Annotated in this window: 14 protein-coding genes; 5 read left to right on the top strand and 9 right to left on the bottom strand. The window is 58.7% G+C overall.

From position 1 onward, the window contains the following. Positions 1 to 2: 2 nt before the first annotated feature. The 4 genes from OS190_RS17570 to OS190_RS17585 are packed head-to-tail and all read left to right on the top strand — an operon-like array spanning position 3 to position 2,679. Positions 3 to 989 carry an ATPase, T2SS/T4P/T4SS family gene (locus tag OS190_RS17570; RefSeq protein WP_267160025.1) on the top strand — a complete coding sequence of 329 codons (987 nt, stop codon included), beginning with the start codon at positions 3 to 5 and terminating at the stop codon, positions 987 to 989. Next, complete coding sequence (locus OS190_RS17575) at positions 986 to 1,180, top strand: DUF4177 domain-containing protein (protein ID WP_040182603.1); 195 nt, start codon at positions 986 to 988, stop codon at positions 1,178 to 1,180. Before OS190_RS17570 ends, OS190_RS17575 begins: the two co-directional genes overlap by 4 nt. Further along, entirely contained in the window at positions 1,177 to 1,590 is a 414-nt protein-coding gene (locus tag OS190_RS17580) for a hypothetical protein (RefSeq protein ID WP_267160026.1), read from the top strand. Before OS190_RS17575 ends, OS190_RS17580 begins: the two co-directional genes overlap by 4 nt. Before the next feature lie 12 nt (positions 1,591 to 1,602). Beyond that, entirely contained in the window at positions 1,603 to 2,679 is a 1,077-nt protein-coding gene (locus tag OS190_RS17585) for a TrbL/VirB6 family protein (protein WP_267160027.1), read from the top strand. Positions 2,680 to 2,722: 43 nt separating this feature from the next. On the opposite strand, the gene OS190_RS17590 is transcribed toward OS190_RS17585, so the two are convergent. The 7 genes from OS190_RS17590 to OS190_RS17620 all read right to left on the bottom strand — a co-directional run bounded on the left by OS190_RS17590 (position 2,723) and on the right by OS190_RS17620 (position 14,552). After that, positions 2,723 to 4,396 carry a reverse transcriptase domain-containing protein gene (locus OS190_RS17590; protein ID WP_267160028.1) on the bottom strand — a complete coding sequence of 558 codons (1,674 nt, stop codon included), beginning with the start codon at positions 4,394 to 4,396 and terminating at the stop codon, positions 2,723 to 2,725. 432 nt (positions 4,397 to 4,828) lie between these two features. Beyond that, on the bottom strand, positions 4,829 to 7,153 hold the full coding sequence (locus OS190_RS17595) for an AAA family ATPase (protein ID WP_267160029.1): 2,325 nt from the start codon (positions 7,151 to 7,153) through the stop codon (positions 4,829 to 4,831). Positions 7,154 to 7,443: 290 nt separating this feature from the next. Next, positions 7,444 to 9,444 (bottom strand): type IV secretory system conjugative DNA transfer family protein, encoded by a 2,001-nt coding sequence (locus OS190_RS17600; RefSeq protein ID WP_267160030.1) that lies wholly within the window; start codon positions 9,442 to 9,444, stop codon positions 7,444 to 7,446. 8 nt (positions 9,445 to 9,452) lie between these two features. Continuing rightward, the gene (locus OS190_RS17605; protein ID WP_267160031.1) at positions 9,453 to 11,786 is read right to left on the bottom strand and encodes a relaxase/mobilization nuclease domain-containing protein; all 2,334 of its coding nucleotides are present in this window, start codon (positions 11,784 to 11,786) and stop codon (positions 9,453 to 9,455) included. Continuing rightward, on the bottom strand, positions 11,773 to 12,366 hold the full coding sequence (locus tag OS190_RS17610) for a helix-turn-helix domain-containing protein (RefSeq protein ID WP_267160032.1): 594 nt from the start codon (positions 12,364 to 12,366) through the stop codon (positions 11,773 to 11,775). Before OS190_RS17610 ends, OS190_RS17605 begins: the two co-directional genes overlap by 14 nt. Before the next feature lie 517 nt (positions 12,367 to 12,883). Continuing rightward, the gene (locus tag OS190_RS17615; RefSeq protein ID WP_007120662.1) at positions 12,884 to 13,090 is read right to left on the bottom strand and encodes a hypothetical protein; all 207 of its coding nucleotides are present in this window, start codon (positions 13,088 to 13,090) and stop codon (positions 12,884 to 12,886) included. Between the two features lie 532 nt (positions 13,091 to 13,622). Continuing rightward, positions 13,623 to 14,552, bottom strand: a complete 930-nt coding sequence (locus OS190_RS17620; protein ID WP_267160033.1) for a DUF2493 domain-containing protein — start codon at positions 14,550 to 14,552, stop codon at positions 13,623 to 13,625. An 808-nt stretch (positions 14,553 to 15,360) separates the two neighbouring features. Between OS190_RS17620 and OS190_RS17625 the strand changes: the two genes are divergently transcribed. After that, positions 15,361 to 16,749: a hypothetical protein gene (locus OS190_RS17625; protein ID WP_267160034.1), complete on the top strand. Its 1,389-nt coding sequence runs from the start codon at positions 15,361 to 15,363 to the stop codon at positions 16,747 to 16,749. Between the two features lie 47 nt (positions 16,750 to 16,796). Here OS190_RS17625 and OS190_RS17630 read toward each other — a convergent pair whose 3' ends face one another. Both OS190_RS17630 and OS190_RS17635 read right to left on the bottom strand, forming a co-directional pair. Then, complete coding sequence (locus OS190_RS17630) at positions 16,797 to 17,078, bottom strand: hypothetical protein (protein WP_267160035.1); 282 nt, start codon at positions 17,076 to 17,078, stop codon at positions 16,797 to 16,799. Positions 17,079 to 17,230: 152 nt separating this feature from the next. After that, a complete protein-coding gene (locus OS190_RS17635) occupies positions 17,231 to 18,529 on the bottom strand; it encodes a DUF5623 domain-containing protein (RefSeq protein ID WP_267160036.1) in 1,299 nt (432 codons plus the stop codon). Positions 18,530 to 18,624 lie beyond the last annotated feature (95 nt).

Here is an 18,624-nt window from a genome sequence, read left to right on the forward strand (position 1 = left end):
CCATGTCGCTGAGCTATCTCGAAACCTCCCTCGACAGGATCGACGCCGCCGCCCGCGACGATGTCATCGAGATCTGCATCAACCCTGATGGCACCTGCTGGGGCGAATTCCAGGGCGATCACTTCATGAGAAGACTGGACCAGAAGCTGACCGCAACAGAGGTCAAAGATCTCGGCAACCAGATCGCCTCCTCCGCCAACACCACCATGAGCAAGGACCGCCCGATCGTCTCGGTCTCGATCACCTACAAGGGCCGACCGATCCGAGCGCAGGTGATCACACCACCCGCGGTGCTAACGGCCATGTCGATCAGCCTTCGGTTCTTTTCGAGCCTGCTGCTCGAAGGAATCGCGCTGGATTTCCTATATGGCAAGGAGCGCAAACTCGAAGAACTCCGCCTCGAGAAAACCCGGGAACTGCGCGAGGTAGTGACCGCTGGCGTCATCAACGATGCGCTGGCCTTCTGCGTCGACAACAAGCTCAACATGATCGTCTCCGGCGGCACCTCCACTGGCAAGACCGTGGCTGCGCGCAAGATCCTCTCGCATGTTCCAGCCGATGAACGGATCGTCACCATCGAGGAAGCGGCCGAGCTTCTGCCGACCCAGCCAAATGCCGTCACCCTCATCGCCAATCGCGACGCGGAATTCCAGACCGCCGATGTGCTGCTCACCGCTACCCTGCGCATGCGCCCCGACCGGATCATCCTCGGCGAGGTGCGTGGCAAGGAAGCGATGACTTTCCTTGAAGCCATCAACACGGGCCATGGCGGATCTATGACCACGCTTCACGCCGAAACCCCGCAATTGGCCGTGCAACGCCTGGCCATCGCGGCGCTCAAGACCGATATCCCGATGACCTATGCCGACATGATCCAGTACATCGAAAATTCCATCGATGTGATCATCCAGGCCGGTCGCCACGATGGCCGGCGCGGCATCACCGAATTTTACCTCCTCGGCGCGGACCAGATCGGAGCTTCCCAATGAAGACCTTTGAATACGATATCTTGTCCTTTCCCATGACCCGTAAGACCAGCCTTGCCGACATGCAGGCCAGCCTGAATGCCAAAGGTGCAGAAGGCTGGGAGGTCGTCTCGATCAGCTCCTCAGAATTCGCCAACGTGGGACACACAGTCTTCCTGAAGCGTGAGACCACACCCGCCGGAGCGACAGCATGAGGCAGGCGGGCTGTACCCTCGTAGTGACTGCGCTGGTTCTGGGCCTGACGTCGGCACCCGGCTTCGCTGAGCGCAATCTCGTGCCGACCCTCGAGCGCAGTTTCGACGTCTGTCCAGACCGGCCCGCTGAACCCGTGTGGATTCAGGAGATCCCCCAGCGCCAAGCCTATCAGCGCGTGCTGGTCCAGGACATCTACCGCGCCCAGAATCTCGAGCGCATCGTCGAGATCGGCAACTGCGACTGCGCGACCCGGTTCCCATCGTGGGATGCGGCAGAGGCGGTGTTTCGTGAGCTCTACGCCAGTGATGAACGCTGGGAAATGCTGGAAGCTTCGGACGCCTACAATCGGCGCGCTAACGCTGCCCGCCCTGCCGCCAAGGCCATCTGCGAAGCCGCGGGCAATTGGTAAGGCGGGGCCCTGATGAGCGTCGTCACCTACTTCGTTGAAACCTCCCAGGGCTATCTCGACACTGCGGCGGAAACTCAGTTCGGGTCCGTCACCGCGACAGTCGGCACGCTTCTGGTGCTGGGAACAACGCTCGTGGTGATCCTCGTCTTCCTGAACATGATCTACCAGTACAAGGCGATGGACGGGCGCACGGCATTCTGGCTCGCAGTCAAGATCGGACTGATCGGGATATTCGCGACCAACTGGGTCCAGTTCAACGCGCTCTCCTCCGCCATCCTTGCCGGCATCGACAGCATTGCGGGTGCGCTTGTCGCCTCGGTCGGTGGCGGTACCCCAGGTCCCTCCGGTACTTTCGCCGAAGAGTTTGACAGACTGATCGCGGAGTTGGGGGACTACTTGAACGCCGCTGGTTCCGAGTTGAACTGGATGGCCGGCGCCATGCTCGATATTGTCGGGGTCCTGTTACTCTCGATACTTGGCGGGCTCGCCGCCTTCATCCTAGTTGCCTCGCGCCTGATGATCGCGCTTCTGATCGGGATCGCACCGGTTATGATATTCCTGACCCTCTTCGAAGTGACCAAGGATTATTTCGCGCGCTGGCTGTCTGCGCTGGTTTCCTTTGCGCTCTATCCCATCGTCGTCGCAGGTGTGTTCGCAACGATCACCGGTGTTTCTTCCGCGCTCATTGGCGAACTTGGTGACCCGGAAGGCGCGTCAAATATCGGCGCGCTCATCCCATTCTTCATGATGGTCCTCATGGCCAAGGGCTTCATCATTGCCACGCCCTTCATCGTCCGCGCGATCTCCGGAAACATCATGATGCCCGCCCTCTCCGGTGGTCTCGGCGGTGGCTACAGCTTTGCCCGCGCCGCAATGGGCAGCCAGCAGGCCTACAATCGCTATCTGATCGGCGGGGCAAGTGGCGCAGAATACGCCGCCCTCAGGGCGCGGCAGTTCTTCGGCGTGCAGCAGATGCCCGTGAGACAAGGCATGGGGCAGACGGGTTCCGCAGTAGGCACAGGATCCGCTGACTCGGGGTCAAAAATGCTGGCGCAGCTGGCGAGACTGGGTCGACTTGGACGACGGTGACGGCCCTTAGCCGACGGTCGCTCACCTTGGTCGTCAATGTCCGCTAAATGGTTGCAAGCAAAGCATCAACAAACTCTGACCTGACCGCGAGGAAGGGGATTGTCCGGTCGTCGTCGTTTGGCCCCCTAACGATTACGCCGACAACTTTTCCAGAGAATAGCACGGGACCACCACTCATTCCCTCGTAAGTTCCCGACAACAAGGCGATCACGTTATCGGATGTGGCGGGCGTGCCGTCAAAGGTCTGCCGCGAGAAACCTGTCACTTCGGTGTCGCGGATCGTCAGAGACGTGCTGTCCAGATTGGAAGGATAGCCCGCAGCCTGCACCGCAGAGCGGATGCCCAGCGCTCCAGCTTCGGCTGTCGAGGCCATTTGCAGCGTGGCTGCTGGATTGAATGCGGGCATTGGAGTTCTTAACCGAATGAGCGCAAGGTCGTTGTGTTCGTCGCGGGCTACTTCGTCCGCTTCCATTGCGAATGCCGGGCTTTGTCGCGGAAAGATGCGCAGATTTGGTCCAAGGCAATGCGCGCAGGTCGCAAACAGGTTCTCGGCTACGGCGAAACAAGTGCCCACTGATCCGCCATCTGTGTCATTTTCGAGATACCAAACGGCTGCGTTTAGAACCTCGCTATCCTCGACCAATGGAATCGAAAATTGTCCGCCCGAGGACAATGCGTTGAACCTCGCGGCAAGGCCGCGGAAGACCTGGTCAGTGGATCCCTTCACCTGCCGAATAAACTCTATTTTCCCTCGGAGCACCCATTCGAAGTTCGTAGCTTCCCGCTCCGGCAACCGGCCTCTATCTGGGCGCTTATCGTTGAAGTGGCGTGCCGATGCCGCAGCATAGCCATTAAACTCCCAGTCATGAAGCATCGCCCTGACATCGCGAACAAATTTGCGCTTAACGTTAACTTTCTCATTCACAACCAGACCGGTGACTTCCTGTTGAAAGGCGGCGCCCAGCAGTCGTGTCTTTGCGTGGTTAATTCTAAATCCGTTGTCCTCAATCATCTGCTGAAAGGTGTCGGATAGAATGAAGTCATCGTGGCTGTCGGGGTTTGCAAAACGTCCGATTGGCGCCGGAAAGGTCCTGCGATTGGAGGAGATTGTGATGTCATCGGCATATCGCGTGTAGGTGCATCCAAGTTGCCTGCAAAATCGAGCCAACTCAGCATCGAGTTTGTCTGAAACGATGTTTGCAAGTATTGGCGACAGTGCGGCGCCAGGCATCAGGACATGGGTTGTTCGAAGACTGCCTTCGACCTCCTTTTCTGTTTGAAAGCAAGCGATGTGCGCGATGAACTGGGCAATCTCTTCTGGATAGTCATAAGGCGGGGCCATCAAACGCCCGCGAATGCGACCGAAGTGAATGGTCTCGAAGTAGTCTTCAAGGTCAATGTTGAGCACCCAGCGCTTACCGACGTGTTGTCGAGCATTGCTCACTATGCTGCGTTGATGCCCGCCGACAAAACCGTGGACGTGGGCGCGAGGACGATAGTCGCTTTCCAGAAGGCGCAGGATGTCACGCTGCAACCCGAGAAGCGCAATACGCGGTGCGCAAATACGCCGTGTCCCACCACTTTTCTTCGGTATGGTGAATTCTTTGTATCGCGCACCTGGAGCAAGTCCGTAAGCGATGTAGACAAATCTCTTCCGATAATTCCGGCGAAGCGCAAAGGCGATTTGTCTAAGGTTGGCAAAGGGCTTTAACGACATGGGTGCATCAACGACCTACAATCTCGCATTCCCAACATCGCGGGAATTTCGCAATTCCGTAACAGCATGTAGCGGGGCGAGTTGAAAGTAACCTTCTCGCAGGTGTCGCAGGTAACACAACACTTGGTTGATTGCAGGCCGCTGATGCTCGGTCACGTGTATCTTGATCTTTGAGTGGAGGCAACGGTGGCAGAGTGTCGGTTGCTTCCATTGCAGTCATTCGGAGTGCAGCGAATGGCTGCTTCCCGTCCCGACCACGACCAAGTCGTTTCCGGCCCTTTGCTGCCATTCGCGCTCCGTTCTAAATCGTGCATCTTCACAACTGTTTCGTGCCATACATTTAGGCGGCATGATTACAGGCGCTCGTCCCGACCTGAGTGCGCGATAAACAGGACGACAACAATCGCCGGCTGACTGATTGCTTTCGCAACTTTATGCGCGCGCAGCTTTCTTGATAAGCTCCAGTTGGCCGACCGCATAGCGCTCCACAACAACCAATGTTTCCCTGCAGGCGAGAACCAGATCATCAGGCGGCGGCGCCTCGTCATAGTAGGTACCGTGGCATAGGGAGTTGATCAGGACACTCTTGAGAGTCATGCCCTCCTCGCCCGCAAGATGCTTGACGAAATCTGTCAGGCTGTCGGACTTGTCCGGCCTGCAGAAGCGGCCAATTGCCTCCAGCACCGAGCGGACTGAATTTGCGGTCCTATGATCAGGGTCTTTGCCGTTCGCCACCTCGTGGATGTCCACCAATTGCTCCTGGAAGGGGGCGATGTACTTGTTCAGGCGTGCAAGACTGTGGCTCTTGCCGTCGGTGTGAAGTACAAACGCTGCATTATCATCGACCACACGGTTCGTAAGCGAGATATTGAAGAAATAGCTGCTGTGGGTGAGCAAGAGTAATTCCGGCCTCCAGCACTTTTTGCCATCAATCTTTCCTGGATTTATCGAAATCTCACCCTGATCCGAAATGTTCAGGTTCTTGAGAGTTTGCGCAATTGCGAAAACAAAATCATAAGACATTGACGTAATCGGATCGTCAAAGACGAGAAACAGCTTCTTATAATCACTACCTGTTGCTACCTTCTTGTGCGTGCATGCAATGAAATAGCAGAAAGAAATTGCTGTCTTCTCGCCGTCACTCAACGTCCGATGCGGCCCACGAGCCATTTCCTGTTGGCCGCGCTTCAGCACAAACCTGGTCTTGTCGAAAACGTATTTGTCGGCGAAGAACTCTTTCAGGAGCAATTCAAAGGTCTCGGCAACACGATCCCGTGCTTGTGCCGACGGACTTGCCTTTTCCAGCTCACCTAAAGCGTTCTGCTTCAAGACAACATCGGCATGAAGTCCCCGCAGGTTTTCGATGTCGGGCCAATTGCCGATAGCGAATTCGCGCTCAAACACCGCGCAGGCCTTGCGTTGTAGAATCTTGCGCTCTTCATCAGCTTTCTCGACAGCTAAATTCAGCGCTTCCGCTTTCTCGTTGTTCTCGCCGATGGCCTTGTTGATCGCCGCGATACAAGCGGACAGGTTCTCGGCAGGAAGCGCAGCCGCGGTTCCAAGTGCTGAGGCCTTCTGTTCGATCACTGACTTTATAGCCGTGATCGCTTCCCGCACGCTCTTCAGCGCATCCGCGCCGTCGCTGACTTCTGTATCCTTTTTCGATGGCACATGACGCTTAAGCGCGTCATAGCGGGACTTCTGCCTTGCAAGCTGGGTTGCCGTCGGATCCAGCTGCGCTTCCTTTTGTCTGAGCTTTCGAAAGAAGTCCCTCAATTCCGCTTTGTGTTTCTCTTCTTCGTCTTCAAAATATTCAATGTAGGCATCAATCACCGCCTTAGGATCAGGGTCCGTGATACCCTGTTCGCAGAAGGGGCATACGGTCCGGTGCTCATCTCGAATGATCTTTGCGCCTTCCTCGTAAAAGCCGTGATGCGCATCGATCTTCTTCTTGATTGCGTCGGAGACACTTGATGGGGAGGTCGGGCGCTCAAGCGAAACAGCAAGGGCGTCGAGATCGACATCATTGGTTGCAATGGGTTCAATTTGCCCAGGATAGGCAGGTTCTGCAGGTATTGCCTTGAGGCTATCGAGGTCCCTGATGATGTCGGTGAGAGATTGCTTCGGCGCTTCTGGCTTCTCTTGAAAGGTCTCCAGAAGCTTTTCCAGAGAAAGAGCCTTGTACTCTTTCAGTTGTTTGTTGATGCCTGCCTTCTCGTGCAGCTCGGATTCTTTCGCGGCGGTAAATTTGCCGTCAAGCGTATTGTATGCCTCGGAAGCCTTCGCCCTTGCTTCTTCCAGCACCTTCTTCGCATCATCGAGCTTGATGTTTTCGCTATCGACGGCGATCTGGTTTTCAATCTCGCCATCCAGTTCGTATTTTCGTTCCCGCAACTCTTCTTGCACGAAATCCTCGGAGAACACGTGGAAGATTGTGTCATTGACCGTTGCTGTGACCGCATCTCCAGCCTTTTGAAGGTCGAGAGTTCCCATTGCCGTCGTACCGCGAGAAAACGCAAACGAGCCGGAGCCATCGGTGGATTCGTCAGAAACAAGGTTGAGAGCGGCGCCTGACACATCTTCCTGCTGGCCGTACAGATCAAGATACCGGAAGGCGCGCGACAGGAAGGACTTGCCGATACCGTTTCGCGCGAAAACCAGGTTTTGATTGCTCTTCGTCAACTCTCCATCGAGAGTGAAGACGGGTCCGAGATATCGGGCGGACACGGAAAATTTTGGTTTTGGTACTGTATTCATTTTTCAAATCCATCAAATCAAGAAAACTCGAACCCTTGTGTCCAGCTTCAATATCCTTCGGCTCAAGCGCCGATGGATTGGCGCTCACTCGTGATTGGTGCCTGCGGGCAGCCGTAAGTCAATATCATCTGGCACAATGCTGAACCCCCTAGCCATGGCTCTGCCGAACTCGATTGTTGGCCAATGACGTGTCTCGAGCTTCCATTTTCTTACTCGCAAACGGATGTTTTCGCACGTACACTGAGCGTTAGCATCCCGCCCTCTATGACCTTCAGACCATGCCCACCGCCCTACCGATGAATTGGCTTTTTGCCACCCTCCTCCTGCAGCATCGCTTCCATTTCTTCTAACCCATCGACTGCAGAGCGCATCTGCGCCTCATCATCCACCCCCACTGTCTCGGCATCCGCAAGCTGTCCCCCAAAATCCATCTCCATCTGGCGCTGTTCCTCGGCGATAACGGCTCGAACGACATGCGCGGTCTTCTTTGGAACAACATCAGATTGCCCTGACGGTTGACCGTCAACGCTCTCGCGTGCCCGCTCCACATCAGTTTCAAAACCACAGGGGCCGTCCGGTGGCGGTGTCATCGGCATGGCGCGCATGCTCAGCGGCAGCGCGTCTTGCGATCCCCCTCCCCCCAGCTCCGGAAATGGCAACTCGCCCGTCTGCGCCGCGTGGATTGCCTTGAACAGCCGGTCGTCGAAGTACTGGATCCGCTTCGCCCGGACAGGCATCTGGGCATCGATCACCATGACGATCTCGTCGAGCGGCAAGCGGCGCGCCTCATCCTCAGGCAATAACGAACTTTCTTCGGTCCGTGTGGATTGGCTGCGCCCTTCAAAGGGGTTCTTGCCGATGGACTGGGACCGCGTGACCACGGTCTTCGTGGTCTTGCCGACCGCCTTGCTCAGCTCCTCGACGGTTTTTTCGTCTGACGGCGTGAGGTAGAGCTTCACGCCCGCATTGCCCTGCAGGGAGCGGCGGGTGTTCTCGCCGTAGATTTCATCGAGAGCGGGGATGGTTTGGGTGACCACGGCCAAATGGCCGCGATAGGTTCGCAGGGTCTCGATGCTCTCGACCACGATGGGCATTTTGCCCAAACGATTGAACTCATCGAGCATGATCATCACCGGCCACGGCTCATCCGGCCCGGGGTCCTTCTCCTGCATGGCGGAGAGAAGGTCCGAGAAGAAGAGACGGATCAACGGCGCGAGGGGTTTCACCATCAGCGGCTGGACCACGAGGTAGACCGAAAAGGGCTTTCTCCGGATCGTCCGGAAATCAAAATCCGACACCGCCGTCGCTTCATCGATGGCCGGGTTCTGCCATTGATCGAGCCCTGAGGTCATCAGGAGCGAGACGTAAGAGGTCAGCGTGTCGTTGTTGGTCGAGGCAAGCCGCGTGAAGATCAGCTTGGCCGCCCTGTTGTCGACCTCATGGCCGCGCGCGAAATACTCCTTCTGCTTGTTCCCACCCGACGCCGCGATGCGGTAGATCTCGCCCAGGGTCGGACGCTTGCGCTGGAACGCCAAGAGCCCTGCCGCCACGAAGAGATCGATCCCGCCCTTGAGGAGGCCCTGCACCCGGTCGTTGTCACTCTGCAGGAACAGCGTCGCCAGGAGCTGCAATTCCATCTGCTGGCGCGCAGGATCTTTCAGCTCAAAGATGCGCAGGAGCGGGTTGTAGCGATGCGTCCGCTTGCCCTCCCAATCGGTGGGGGCAAAGCGATAGACCTTGTCGCCCTGCGCTGCGCGGTGCCGGGCCGTGGCCTCGAAACACTCCCCCTTCACATCGAGCGTCACGGCGGAGCCTTGCCAAGTCAGCAGGTTCGGAATGACAAAGCCCGTGGTCTTGCCACGGCCCGTGGGCGCCACGATCAGAGCATGGGGGAAAACCTTCGAGCAGATGTAGTTGGCGCGGGAGCCCGGCGGTCCCAGCTTGCCGAGGATGAACCCGGTCCCGGGCGCCCCGAAGAACCCATTGGCCTTCATCTCGCGCGCACTCTGCCAATGGGTCTGGCCAAAGCGTGTCAGGGCGGACCCCGAGAGGGCGAGGCTCAGCATCAGACCGACGGCGGCGAAGCTGCCGATGATCAGGTGAATAAGTTGGGCGTCCTCGGGACGGCGATCGAGGATCGCCAGATAGTTTTGCGCGATATAGGCAAAGTCGATCTCGGCCCCGAACCCGAGATCCTGGTAGGTCAGCACCGCCGAGGCGATGGTATAGCCCATGGCCCCGGTCACCAGCGTCACCAGCAAGACCCCTGTTGCGATCCGCGCTTTTCCCATGGAGGCGCTCAATGGACCTGACCCCGCTCGGTCTCGCCATCCACGTCTGTCGCGCGGTGTTTTTCATACTCAGCATCGGCCAGTTCATCGACCACCTGGCGCAAGGCCTCCGTGTTGGCCGTCGCGGCATCGGACTGCAGATAGACCTTGGCGACATAGAGCCGGTCGAGGCGATCCTCGAGAACCCTCTCCAACGCATTCGCATCGCCGGATGTGAGGCGGCCCAATTGGCGGTCATCCAGCACCCGCGCGATCTCCTCGCGGAAGGCGTCCCGCTCCGCCTCGGTCTCGAAGGGCGCGGACAACTCCCCCGCGCGCTCATGGTCCAGAACACGCGCAATCTCCTCTGCAAGGCGGTCGGCACGGTCAGACTGCGGCGCAGTTTCACCGCGGGCTGCGAGGAGGTCGTCGCGCTTGGCAGACCCGAGCCCCTCGCGCAACTCGTTGTCGCGGCGGACCTGATTGATGGCCTCCGTGTCCCGTATCTCGATGACGGCGGCATAGGTCGCACCGAGCCCGCGGGCGAGGTGGGACGGCATGTCCGGATAGCGCGCGCGCAAGTCATCCGTGACGGCATCTGCAACGGGCGTACGGAGGTCGCGTCCCTTCATGATCCGGTCGACCTCGCGAGTGATCTCGCTGGCGCGGGCCGCATCGGTGATGGTCTCCCTGTAGGGCTTAGACCGGTCGATCACATCGGTTGGGCGTGCGAGCAGCTCCGGATGTGCCTCGAGATATGCGCGCTGCTCTGTTTCGATCCGGCGCTCCGCCTTGGAGGCCACCTCCCACTCCCGGTCCTCGATCTGCTGCGTTGTCAGACCCTCGGCGCGCATCTCCTGACGGATTGTCCCTTCCATCGCCCGAACCGCGTCCTCGTGATAATGGAACCGCTCGCTGACCGCTTCCGCTTCCATAACACCATCCCGGCGCAGCACGTTCTCCCGTTCCAGCAGCGTCCCAAGTTCGACATGCACATCGTTGAGACTGTCGCGCGCCTGTTCCTGGTCGGCGCGGCGTTCGAGGTTCAGATCGCACGCCTCGGCCACCTTCGAGAGATCATCGGCGATCCATTGATGTTCGAGCGCTGCATTTGAGGCGCCCGTCTCGATCCGGGCCACCACTTCCGATGTGCTGATCCCCGTGCCGCGCAGGGCCGCGTCAATGCGCGACCGCAAGTCCGGCTCGGCCAGACTGTCTAGCCGGCTGGCGTCGATATTGGCCTCGGAATAGATCCCGCCTTCCGACGGAGCCTCAGACAACGTGCTCGAACGCAAACCGAGCGGCTGCATGTGCTGGACCTGCGTCTGGATCTCGATGAGGCGTTTTTCCAGTAGGGGGCGTTCCGCGTCCGCCTTCTCGGCGATCATGCCCTGCACCCGCGCGAGCTTTTCCGCATAGAGGCTTCTCAGATCCTCGAAACTTTGATCCTCGGCCATGTACACATCTCCTGTTCGGTCCACCTGCCCGCCACGCGCCAGCACCTCGCCCGCGCGGAAGAGGGCTGCGGCGATGTCTTCCCGGGCTTCCCGGGAGGCCTCTGCGGCAAGCGAGTGGTAGACAGTTCTGGTATTGGCGATCTCCGCCAGCGTCCGCGTCAGGTCCTGCCCTACGCGTTCTCGCTCGCGGGGTGCGCGCCCCTCTTCCTTCGCGGCATAAACTTCGCGGGTGGGGGCCGGGTAATGCACAACCCCGCGATCCACCCGGCGCGTGGCCTCCAGGCGCAGACCGTACTTCTCCGCCTCCTCGACCATGGCGAGGCGGAAATCGTCATAGTTGAAGCGATGGTTGCGCCCGAGGAAAAAGAACTCGCCTTCTTGCGAGCGGCGGTTCAGCACCAGATGCGCATGCGGGTGATCGCGGTCTTCATGCACCGCGATGATGTAGTCGAAATGCCCCGCGTCACGCTGGAAGAACCGCTCGGCCACATCCGTCGCGATGTCGCGCACATCCTCACCCCGCGTGCCGATGGGGAAGGACATGAGCATGTGTGTGGTCTGGCCCAGCTTGGGTTTGAAGCCTGCATCCCACCGCTTGGCGAAGCGCTCGGTCAGGTCCTTGATGTCGCCCGCCTCGAGCTTCGCCTTGCCATCCAGGAACCCGCTACTGTCCACGATATGGGTGGACTTGGTGGTGAGGTACTCGAGCTGATTGGCGAGCTGCGATTTGGTATGCGTGCCCCCGCCCCGGATCGCCTTGAAGACCGCTGGCCGATGCCCCGCTGCCGCGCGCACAAGCTGGGTCTGCTTGGCCACGTGCAGCCCCTGCATTGAGCCCCGGACGCGGCTCCAGCCATCCCGAAAGACCTCGCCCGTGACGGCATGGACGGCATCATTCAGCCGCATGCGCAAACTCCCTCAGCGCGGCCGTGGCCTGCAGCTGCATCGCGTCGCGACGGCGGCGCAGAAGCAGATCGATCTCGTCCGCGGAATCCAGGATGAACCGCGCCAGCCCGCGCATCTGCGCGAGGCGCAATTCGGAGAACTCGGCACGCGTGCCACCATCAGCCCCCTGCCCCATCCGGTTGGCCCGCGTCATCTGCTTGGCGATCTGTGCGACCCCATTGCCAACCTCGTGCAAAGAGGCCCTGTATCGCGCCATTTCAGCTGCCGTCTGCGCGTCCGGAACGAACACCCCGACGGCTGCCTGGATGAGCCGCCGCAGCCCCTCGGCACGGCTCTCGATGCCGGCCTTCGCCAGCACCTCGTCGAGCGCCTCAAGCTCCGCAGCCGTGACCTTCACACTGACCGCCGAGACCGGGATCGCGGCATCCACCTGGCGCTCGGCATCAGCTTTGAGCGTGTACTGGATCGCTCGCGGCGACACGCCGAACCGCTCAGCAAGGGCCGATGTGGTCACACCTTCCGCAGCCTCGCGAACGATCTCCATGCGGTCCGCATCGGTGAGACGTTTTGAACGCGACATGCGAAGAAAGACCCCCTATTTCCTGCCACCTTCCACCAAGGCTGCCCCCACCTTACGATAATATACCTAGCTGTCAATAATATACTTACGTTGCATTCAGTCTCAGGCAGCCTTGGTGTCCGCTTCCCCCGCGGCCCGCAGGGACGCGGGCCTGTCCCCTCGCCATCAAGAACCCCACCTGTCCAATGGGTCCCCTTCCCCAGCCCCGCCCGAGGGTCTGGCCGAGCACGCATGTGTTCGGACCGAACCGCGGGCGGGCGCAAACCCCTCCGACAGGTCGGACAGGCAGGGTCAAGGAGGGCCAGATTTGGCTTGCCAAATCTCTGCCGCAAAAACCGGGAGGCCCTGGCCGATAGGTTTTTGTGGATGGCCCCCTTGAGGCTGACTGGCCGGTCTGTCGCGGCCTGATCATTCCGGGGAGTAGTGCTTCCGTTGAATGCGCAGCGACCGGCATCCCTGGAACGGGGATCAGGCCGCCCCAAGATCGTCCTGGGGCGGCCCATCCTCATAAGAGGATTCAGTCCTGGGGATCCTTCGCGCTCGGCGGGAACATCACCAGCTCCGAGACCGCGACCGGGAAGTCGAGCTTGAGGCTGAAGAACTCCGAGCCATCCCCGTTGCGGGTGTTGCGGAACATGGCGCCCACGCGTTGGAAGCGGGTGCGCTCCTGACCATCGGTGTCGGTGAACTTGACGGGGACGGTGGCGACGTAGTGGTTGGTCATTTGGGCTACTCCTTGTTGCGATGGGGATCACCCGGCACGGGGGCAAGAGGCCCGGTCGCAAGCGCAAATGCGGAGGGTCCGCGGCCAGCCGTGGAAGCCGTATTTGTGCTTGCCGAAGCGTGAGCTGAGGGCACGATTGGGCCGACCCCGTGCGATCCACATCTATGAGCAAAAAGGAGTGATCCGGATGACCCCTGCCATCACGCCGGCGCCACCATCCGCGTCCCGCCGAACCTGGCCGGGGTGCTGACGGAGCCCGCCCGCGTGGATGCGATGTTCCGAAACACGCCCCGAGGGACGTGCAGGTCTTCAGCCTCATGTGCGACGTCTCGACCCCTCGTGTCTTGCGCTGCTGACGATGTGCGTGAGGTGCGCACCATCCCCAGCCCGTACCGATGCGGATGGGCCGCACTCTGACGGACTGGGTAGAGGGATAACGGTGCTGGCCGCCGCAGACTGCCGATCGCGCATGACAGATCGCACGCGCCATGAGACATGACGAAAGGGCCGCGCCAAGCGCGACCCCCTCTCTTCAATCCTGCGCAGTCTTCTTCGCCGGGTCAGCAACCCGCATGACCGTCAGGCCTTTCGCTTCCGCCTTCTGCCCGAGGTTCAGCGCGACCCCGTTGCCGCCGAAGAGAACAACCCCCGTCGCCGCGAACTTGTCGTCCAGCATTTCGTCGTTGCACTTGAACGGTGCCGCCCGCCCGTGTGCGGACCAGCGCGGATCGAAGCGCGCCTGTGCTATCCCGCGTGCCCGGGCCCACCGGGCCGCAATCATCTCCGCCCCATGCTTGCCACCCTTGTGGCAGAGGAAGATCTCCTGGTTGCGGTTCTGCTTGATCCGTTCTCGAACCTTGTCGAGTGTGTTGAAGATGACATCGACATCGGTCCAGTCAGTGGCGCCCGAGACAATCAGGGGCACGCCCTCGACTTTCGACTTCTCGGCGGTTTCACGGTCGTGCTGCTCCAGGAGCTGCCGTGCCTCGAAAACCGCCCCGGTCTCTTGCGCCCTGACGCCTGCGCGCGACCCGGCTGCCGGGATGAAGGCGTGACCCGTCTCGATCTCGTAGCATTCCGCTGCCGCCTCGCTCATCACCTCGATGGCGCCGACGATCTCCCGCAGCTGCAAAAAGCGCGCCTGCGCCTCTTCGAGCGCGGTCTCGGCGATCTCCGATCCGTCATGGGATTTTGCCAGCGCGCCGATCTTGTCGGCGGTGCGGTCGACCTCCTTGCCGAGCGCCACCTTGCGGCGCTGCAGGATCGTCGCGAGCCCATGGGCCAGCGGTTCGATTTCGGCTTCAAGCCCGGTCCCGCGCAGCTGACCGAGCAGGGTCTCGAAGCTCTCGCGGATGATGCGGTCGGTCAGGATGTGATCTTCCGGGATCGGGAGCTGTGCGTCCTTCTCGGTCAGCCCGAAAAGTTCGATGGTCTCGTAGGTGTTCGCAGTGTCGTAAGCCATGTCTGGTCTCCAGTGTTCGGTTCCAAGGCCACCACGTGAGTGTGGTGGCATGGCCGAATGCCTGGTTTCCGAATCTGTCCGGGTCAGGGACGGCGCAGCCGCCGGCTTGCCGGGCGCAAAAGTTTTCCGCGTGCAGCAACTGACACATGCGCGCCCTCACGCACGGGACCGCCCCAAGCCACAGGCCCCGTCCTCGCCGAAAAGTTTTGCGATCCTTGACGCGGGCTGATTTGGGGGCCATCCGGAGGATATGCTTCCGCACTCATGTGTGTGTGTTTAGACGGTAGGTTTGCCCGACCCGAGCAGGCAAACGGCCCGACCGGACGCGGGAGACGGATGAAGCGGCGGGATCGTTTTGGCCTCGGGCCAAAACAGACCAGAGCGCAATCCGGCGGAGCGGCCGAGGAGGGACGTGCTCGCGAGGCGGGCAAACCGGGATGCCGGGTGCGACGCCGCGGTGAGGCCGCATGGCCGAATGCGCGACGGACCGAAGGGCCGTTCTCACCTGCGACACGCGAAGCCGAGCAGGGGAGGCCGGAAGGCATTTCTGGATATTTCTGGAGGTTGCCTATTGAACGCAGGCGATGTATCTTGAAGGTAGCTTTATTGGGGCTGGCGCGCTGTGAGAAACAGGTCGGCGCAGCAGGTGAGAATCAACCCAGCGAACCTGATCCGGGCCCATTGGATCTTGGTTTGCCGAGCTTCTTAGAGTTCCACGGTTTGCTCAATCAATTGCGCGCTTTCCGACTCCTGCTATAGGGCCCACGGCTTAAACTGGACTCGGAGGCACGCCAGAGGAATGAGCAAAATGAACATCAACACAAATGTGCCACCTGACGAAATTCTTCCGGTCGAACTCGACCGGCTGTCAAAAGGTGTGGACCGGATTTTGGAAAGGTGGGTCGGTGAAAATCGCCCAACAAAACTGACACTCCTAAACGATCTCGCTGCCGCTATCAGCCCAGGCTCAAATTGGGGAGCGCTGAAATCGAAACAATCCCAGCATCAACGCGAGTCAGAAGACTTCAACACCAGTCTCATTCCAGCGGTCAACCGCAAGGCCTTAGAACTTCCAGCTCGTCTGGCGGAAGTGAAGTACACCAAGAACGGCATTGAACTTTCATACTTGACCGAAGAAATTCGCTCGCTATTCGGCATGCATCATTCTGGCGATCCAATCATCGGCTTGGAACTTAGTGTCGTCGAGGGTAACGGGTACAGTGAGGCTTCTATCTACGCAAAGCTGATCCTGAACCGTGGAGGAGCCATCAGTGCGGTCGAAGCCTACGCATCCGATCTCGAGCCAATCGTTGCGCAACTCATCTACAACGCGATCCAAAACCTGAACTCCGTCGATCTTTACCCCACACTGGCACAGGGCGATTGTCGTTCTCTTCGAATTCTGGTTGGCCCATTTGACTGTGTTCTGTCGATTCCGGAGTTTTATGGGCGCACACCCGATGAGGGCTTCGCATCTCAAGGGTTGAAAGTGCTGCTTGATGAAGGCGAAACACCATCCATAACAGATCTCGATTTGGCGCTGCGCCTTGCATCCGTTGCGGTCCCACTTCTTGGGCAAAAGCAGTTCGTGGATATTGATAGTGTCCGGTTCAAACTGTCTCAGCCACTGGTGCAGATTTGGCAACCTATGGAGTTTTCAGCGCCGGACTTGCTCGATGATCGACCAATGTTCTGGATACCTGACGGTGGGTATTGGACACACGAAGGCGACGACTACCTGATGGATCACAATATCTGGACGCATAGCACACTGGGTGAGTCTCTGGATCTGGCATTGGCGCTCATCAATATTGACGACCCAGATATCTTCCTAAAGGTGTCCCTCACACCCATGCCAAAAGGACAGAAAAAATCGGACCCGTTACAAGAAAATTGGCGGGGAGGATTTCATCGTTCATTCCAGGTTCTGAGGATTCGGACGGGTGAACCAACCCAAGAACTTTGCCTGAGTGGTGCCACAAAAGAACGTTTCGAAAAGGGCTTCATCGGGTGGGCAATTCATGAGGGGCATGAGGTTGTCGACGATCGGTCGCAAACAAAAACCGAAGCGCTTATCCAGCGCGATGTGAGGCGTGCCTCGCAACACCTACGTCAAGTAGAAGCGATCATGGGTGGGGCCAATCCAAGAGACAAAGAGCTCTTGAACCGCATTCGAGAGGGAAAAGAGGACGTCTAGGCAGAGTGACGCCGGTCGTCCTCTTTTTGCGGAGCCCCTTGCGAAAGTTATTGAACGACAATGCTCTCACCTAGGGCGAAAGCGGCCAAAGCAGGGTAGTGTGAAAACACGCCCTGTTCCGCTTGGGCAATTTTGGCGAGCTGTGAACGAGCCTCCGCTACGGATTTTGCATCATCGGGGACCAGTTCGCGAAAGACTGCCAAAACCGGCATCGCAACTTCAACTGTTGTCGCGAGCGTGCCGCGTTCACTGAATTCGTTGTTGAAAGCTCCGTTGCCGATATCGTCGACCAGAGCAAAGGCTTCCCGGCAAATTTCTGGGTAATTCATGATCAATGTGAACCTTTATACAAAGTGCAGGAAGGACTGGCACGTTTACCATGCCAATCCAAACTATGTTTCATCGTTCTGGGTTGCTAGTTGGAATCTCCCGGCGACCTTTGTTTCGGGAACTCTCGGTGTTCTGAACCAAAAGACATCACTCATCCCGCCTTTTCGAGGAGTGTAATCGACATCTCGACCCGCCGAAGCTGTTTACGAAGCGGCGCGCAATCTGGATAGGCCAGCTTTAGCTTCCCCTCCAGGCCACGAAGGGCTGCAATAACATCTTCGGTTGAAGAAAGCTTCTCGTGAAAAGACTGATCCTCGTCCGTCCGCTGATAGTAGACGTCGAAGAACTCAGGCCCCTCAAGTTGCCCCCGGCCAATTTCAAAAGCCAGCCAATCCTCGAGGTCTGATCGAAGCGCACTCATCCGCGTGTAGACCACCGAGCGCGAAAACTCTGAACGCATCGCAGCCTTGATTATACGTCCAGCTTCAATGTGACCGTCTACTCCAAGCTCCCCGGTCGGACGACGGCGCGAGCATCCCGGGTTATAGTTATATGGCACAGTAGACTTACTTGGTGACGGATAGATCATTCCTTTGCATCTGGCACGGCGCTCGTCCTGACGGGTCTTAGCCATGGGACTTAGAAAAGTCTCCCACGAGGATACAGACTCGCCGGTCCAGTTGCCGCTGACCATGGGGACTGGCATTGCGTCGATCTTCCCTATGAGGGTATCCAGATCGTAGCCGGACCTCTGGTCCACGCCGACATAAAGATCGCAATCATAGGGGCTATACATGCCTGGCCAACCGGTCTTTTCGATGCGCCAGCCTGTGCGATCAGACCAAGCTGCGCGCTCTTCAACATCAGGCGCGCCTCCGTAGGGTTCATCAACCAGGACGAACTGGCCGCTGGCTTGGTCAATCCAATCCGTCGAATGGTCCATGTTCGGAAGTTTATCGCGATTCAGAATCTTGGGATATGCAGTACGGTTTCGATATGGTCGCAGCCCGGTATGCTCCATGAAGCGAAGCGATCGTTCTGCGGCACAAACCCTGCTTCGCGCATATTCTTGGTTCGGTGCGATGTCGTCACACACGAAATGATCGCCGGCAACCATTCTGAGATTGCCGAAGCCACGCACGTACCTTAGTGCGCTTTTCTCGCACAAATCCAAAATTGGCATCGACAGATCAATCCGCAGAGTTTCTCGTCCGCATCGGTGGCGGAGCTCTTTGTCGCTCCAATAGATGGTCAGGAGTATGTATGGTTTTGAAAGCGCGGGCCTAGTCATAGGGAGGGTCCGCTGCGCATGACGGAAACTCTCACAATTGGCAGATTTGGAAGCAAGTTCCAGCGCGTCAGAGTGCTTGATGCCTTTCGACTTCTTTAACTCTTTGGCAAACCGTTTTACCCCGGCAAGGGTGGTAGGATGGATATCTTCGATCAACATAGCTATCTCCCGGCCTGAAATAGAAACGCCACTCGCCAATCGTCCCTCAAGCCAGAATGCTAGCTGATAAGGAAGATATGAATTCTAGGGACAGT

It is taken from the genome of Sulfitobacter sp. F26204 (assembly GCF_026410305.1).
GTDB lineage: Bacteria > Pseudomonadota > Alphaproteobacteria > Rhodobacterales > Rhodobacteraceae > Sulfitobacter.

Bases quoted from the DNA above. Each gene is read 5' to 3' on its own strand.
- OS190_RS17570 (WP_267160025.1), top strand. From the start codon at position 3: ATGTCGCTGAGCTATCTCGAAACCTCCCTCGACAGGATCGACGCCGCC.
- OS190_RS17575 (WP_040182603.1), top strand. From the start codon at position 986: ATGAAGACCTTTGAATACGATATCTTGTCCTTTCCCATGACCCGTAAG.
- OS190_RS17580 (WP_267160026.1), top strand. From the start codon at position 1,177: ATGAGGCAGGCGGGCTGTACCCTCGTAGTGACTGCGCTGGTTCTGGGC.
- OS190_RS17585 (WP_267160027.1), top strand. From the start codon at position 1,603: ATGAGCGTCGTCACCTACTTCGTTGAAACCTCCCAGGGCTATCTCGAC.
- OS190_RS17590 (WP_267160028.1), bottom strand. From the start codon at position 4,396: ATGTCGTTAAAGCCCTTTGCCAACCTTAGACAAATCGCCTTTGCGCTT.
- OS190_RS17595 (WP_267160029.1), bottom strand. From the start codon at position 7,153: ATGAATACAGTACCAAAACCAAAATTTTCCGTGTCCGCCCGATATCTC.
- OS190_RS17600 (WP_267160030.1), bottom strand. From the start codon at position 9,444: ATGGGAAAAGCGCGGATCGCAACAGGGGTCTTGCTGGTGACGCTGGTG.
- OS190_RS17605 (WP_267160031.1), bottom strand. From the start codon at position 11,786: ATGCGGCTGAATGATGCCGTCCATGCCGTCACGGGCGAGGTCTTTCGG.
- OS190_RS17610 (WP_267160032.1), bottom strand. From the start codon at position 12,366: ATGTCGCGTTCAAAACGTCTCACCGATGCGGACCGCATGGAGATCGTT.
- OS190_RS17615 (WP_007120662.1), bottom strand. From the start codon at position 13,090: ATGACCAACCACTACGTCGCCACCGTCCCCGTCAAGTTCACCGACACC.
- OS190_RS17620 (WP_267160033.1), bottom strand. From the start codon at position 14,552: ATGGCTTACGACACTGCGAACACCTACGAGACCATCGAACTTTTCGGG.
- OS190_RS17625 (WP_267160034.1), top strand. From the start codon at position 15,361: ATGAACATCAACACAAATGTGCCACCTGACGAAATTCTTCCGGTCGAA.
- OS190_RS17630 (WP_267160035.1), bottom strand. From the start codon at position 17,078: ATGAATTACCCAGAAATTTGCCGGGAAGCCTTTGCTCTGGTCGACGAT.
- OS190_RS17635 (WP_267160036.1), bottom strand. From the start codon at position 18,529: ATGTTGATCGAAGATATCCATCCTACCACCCTTGCCGGGGTAAAACGG.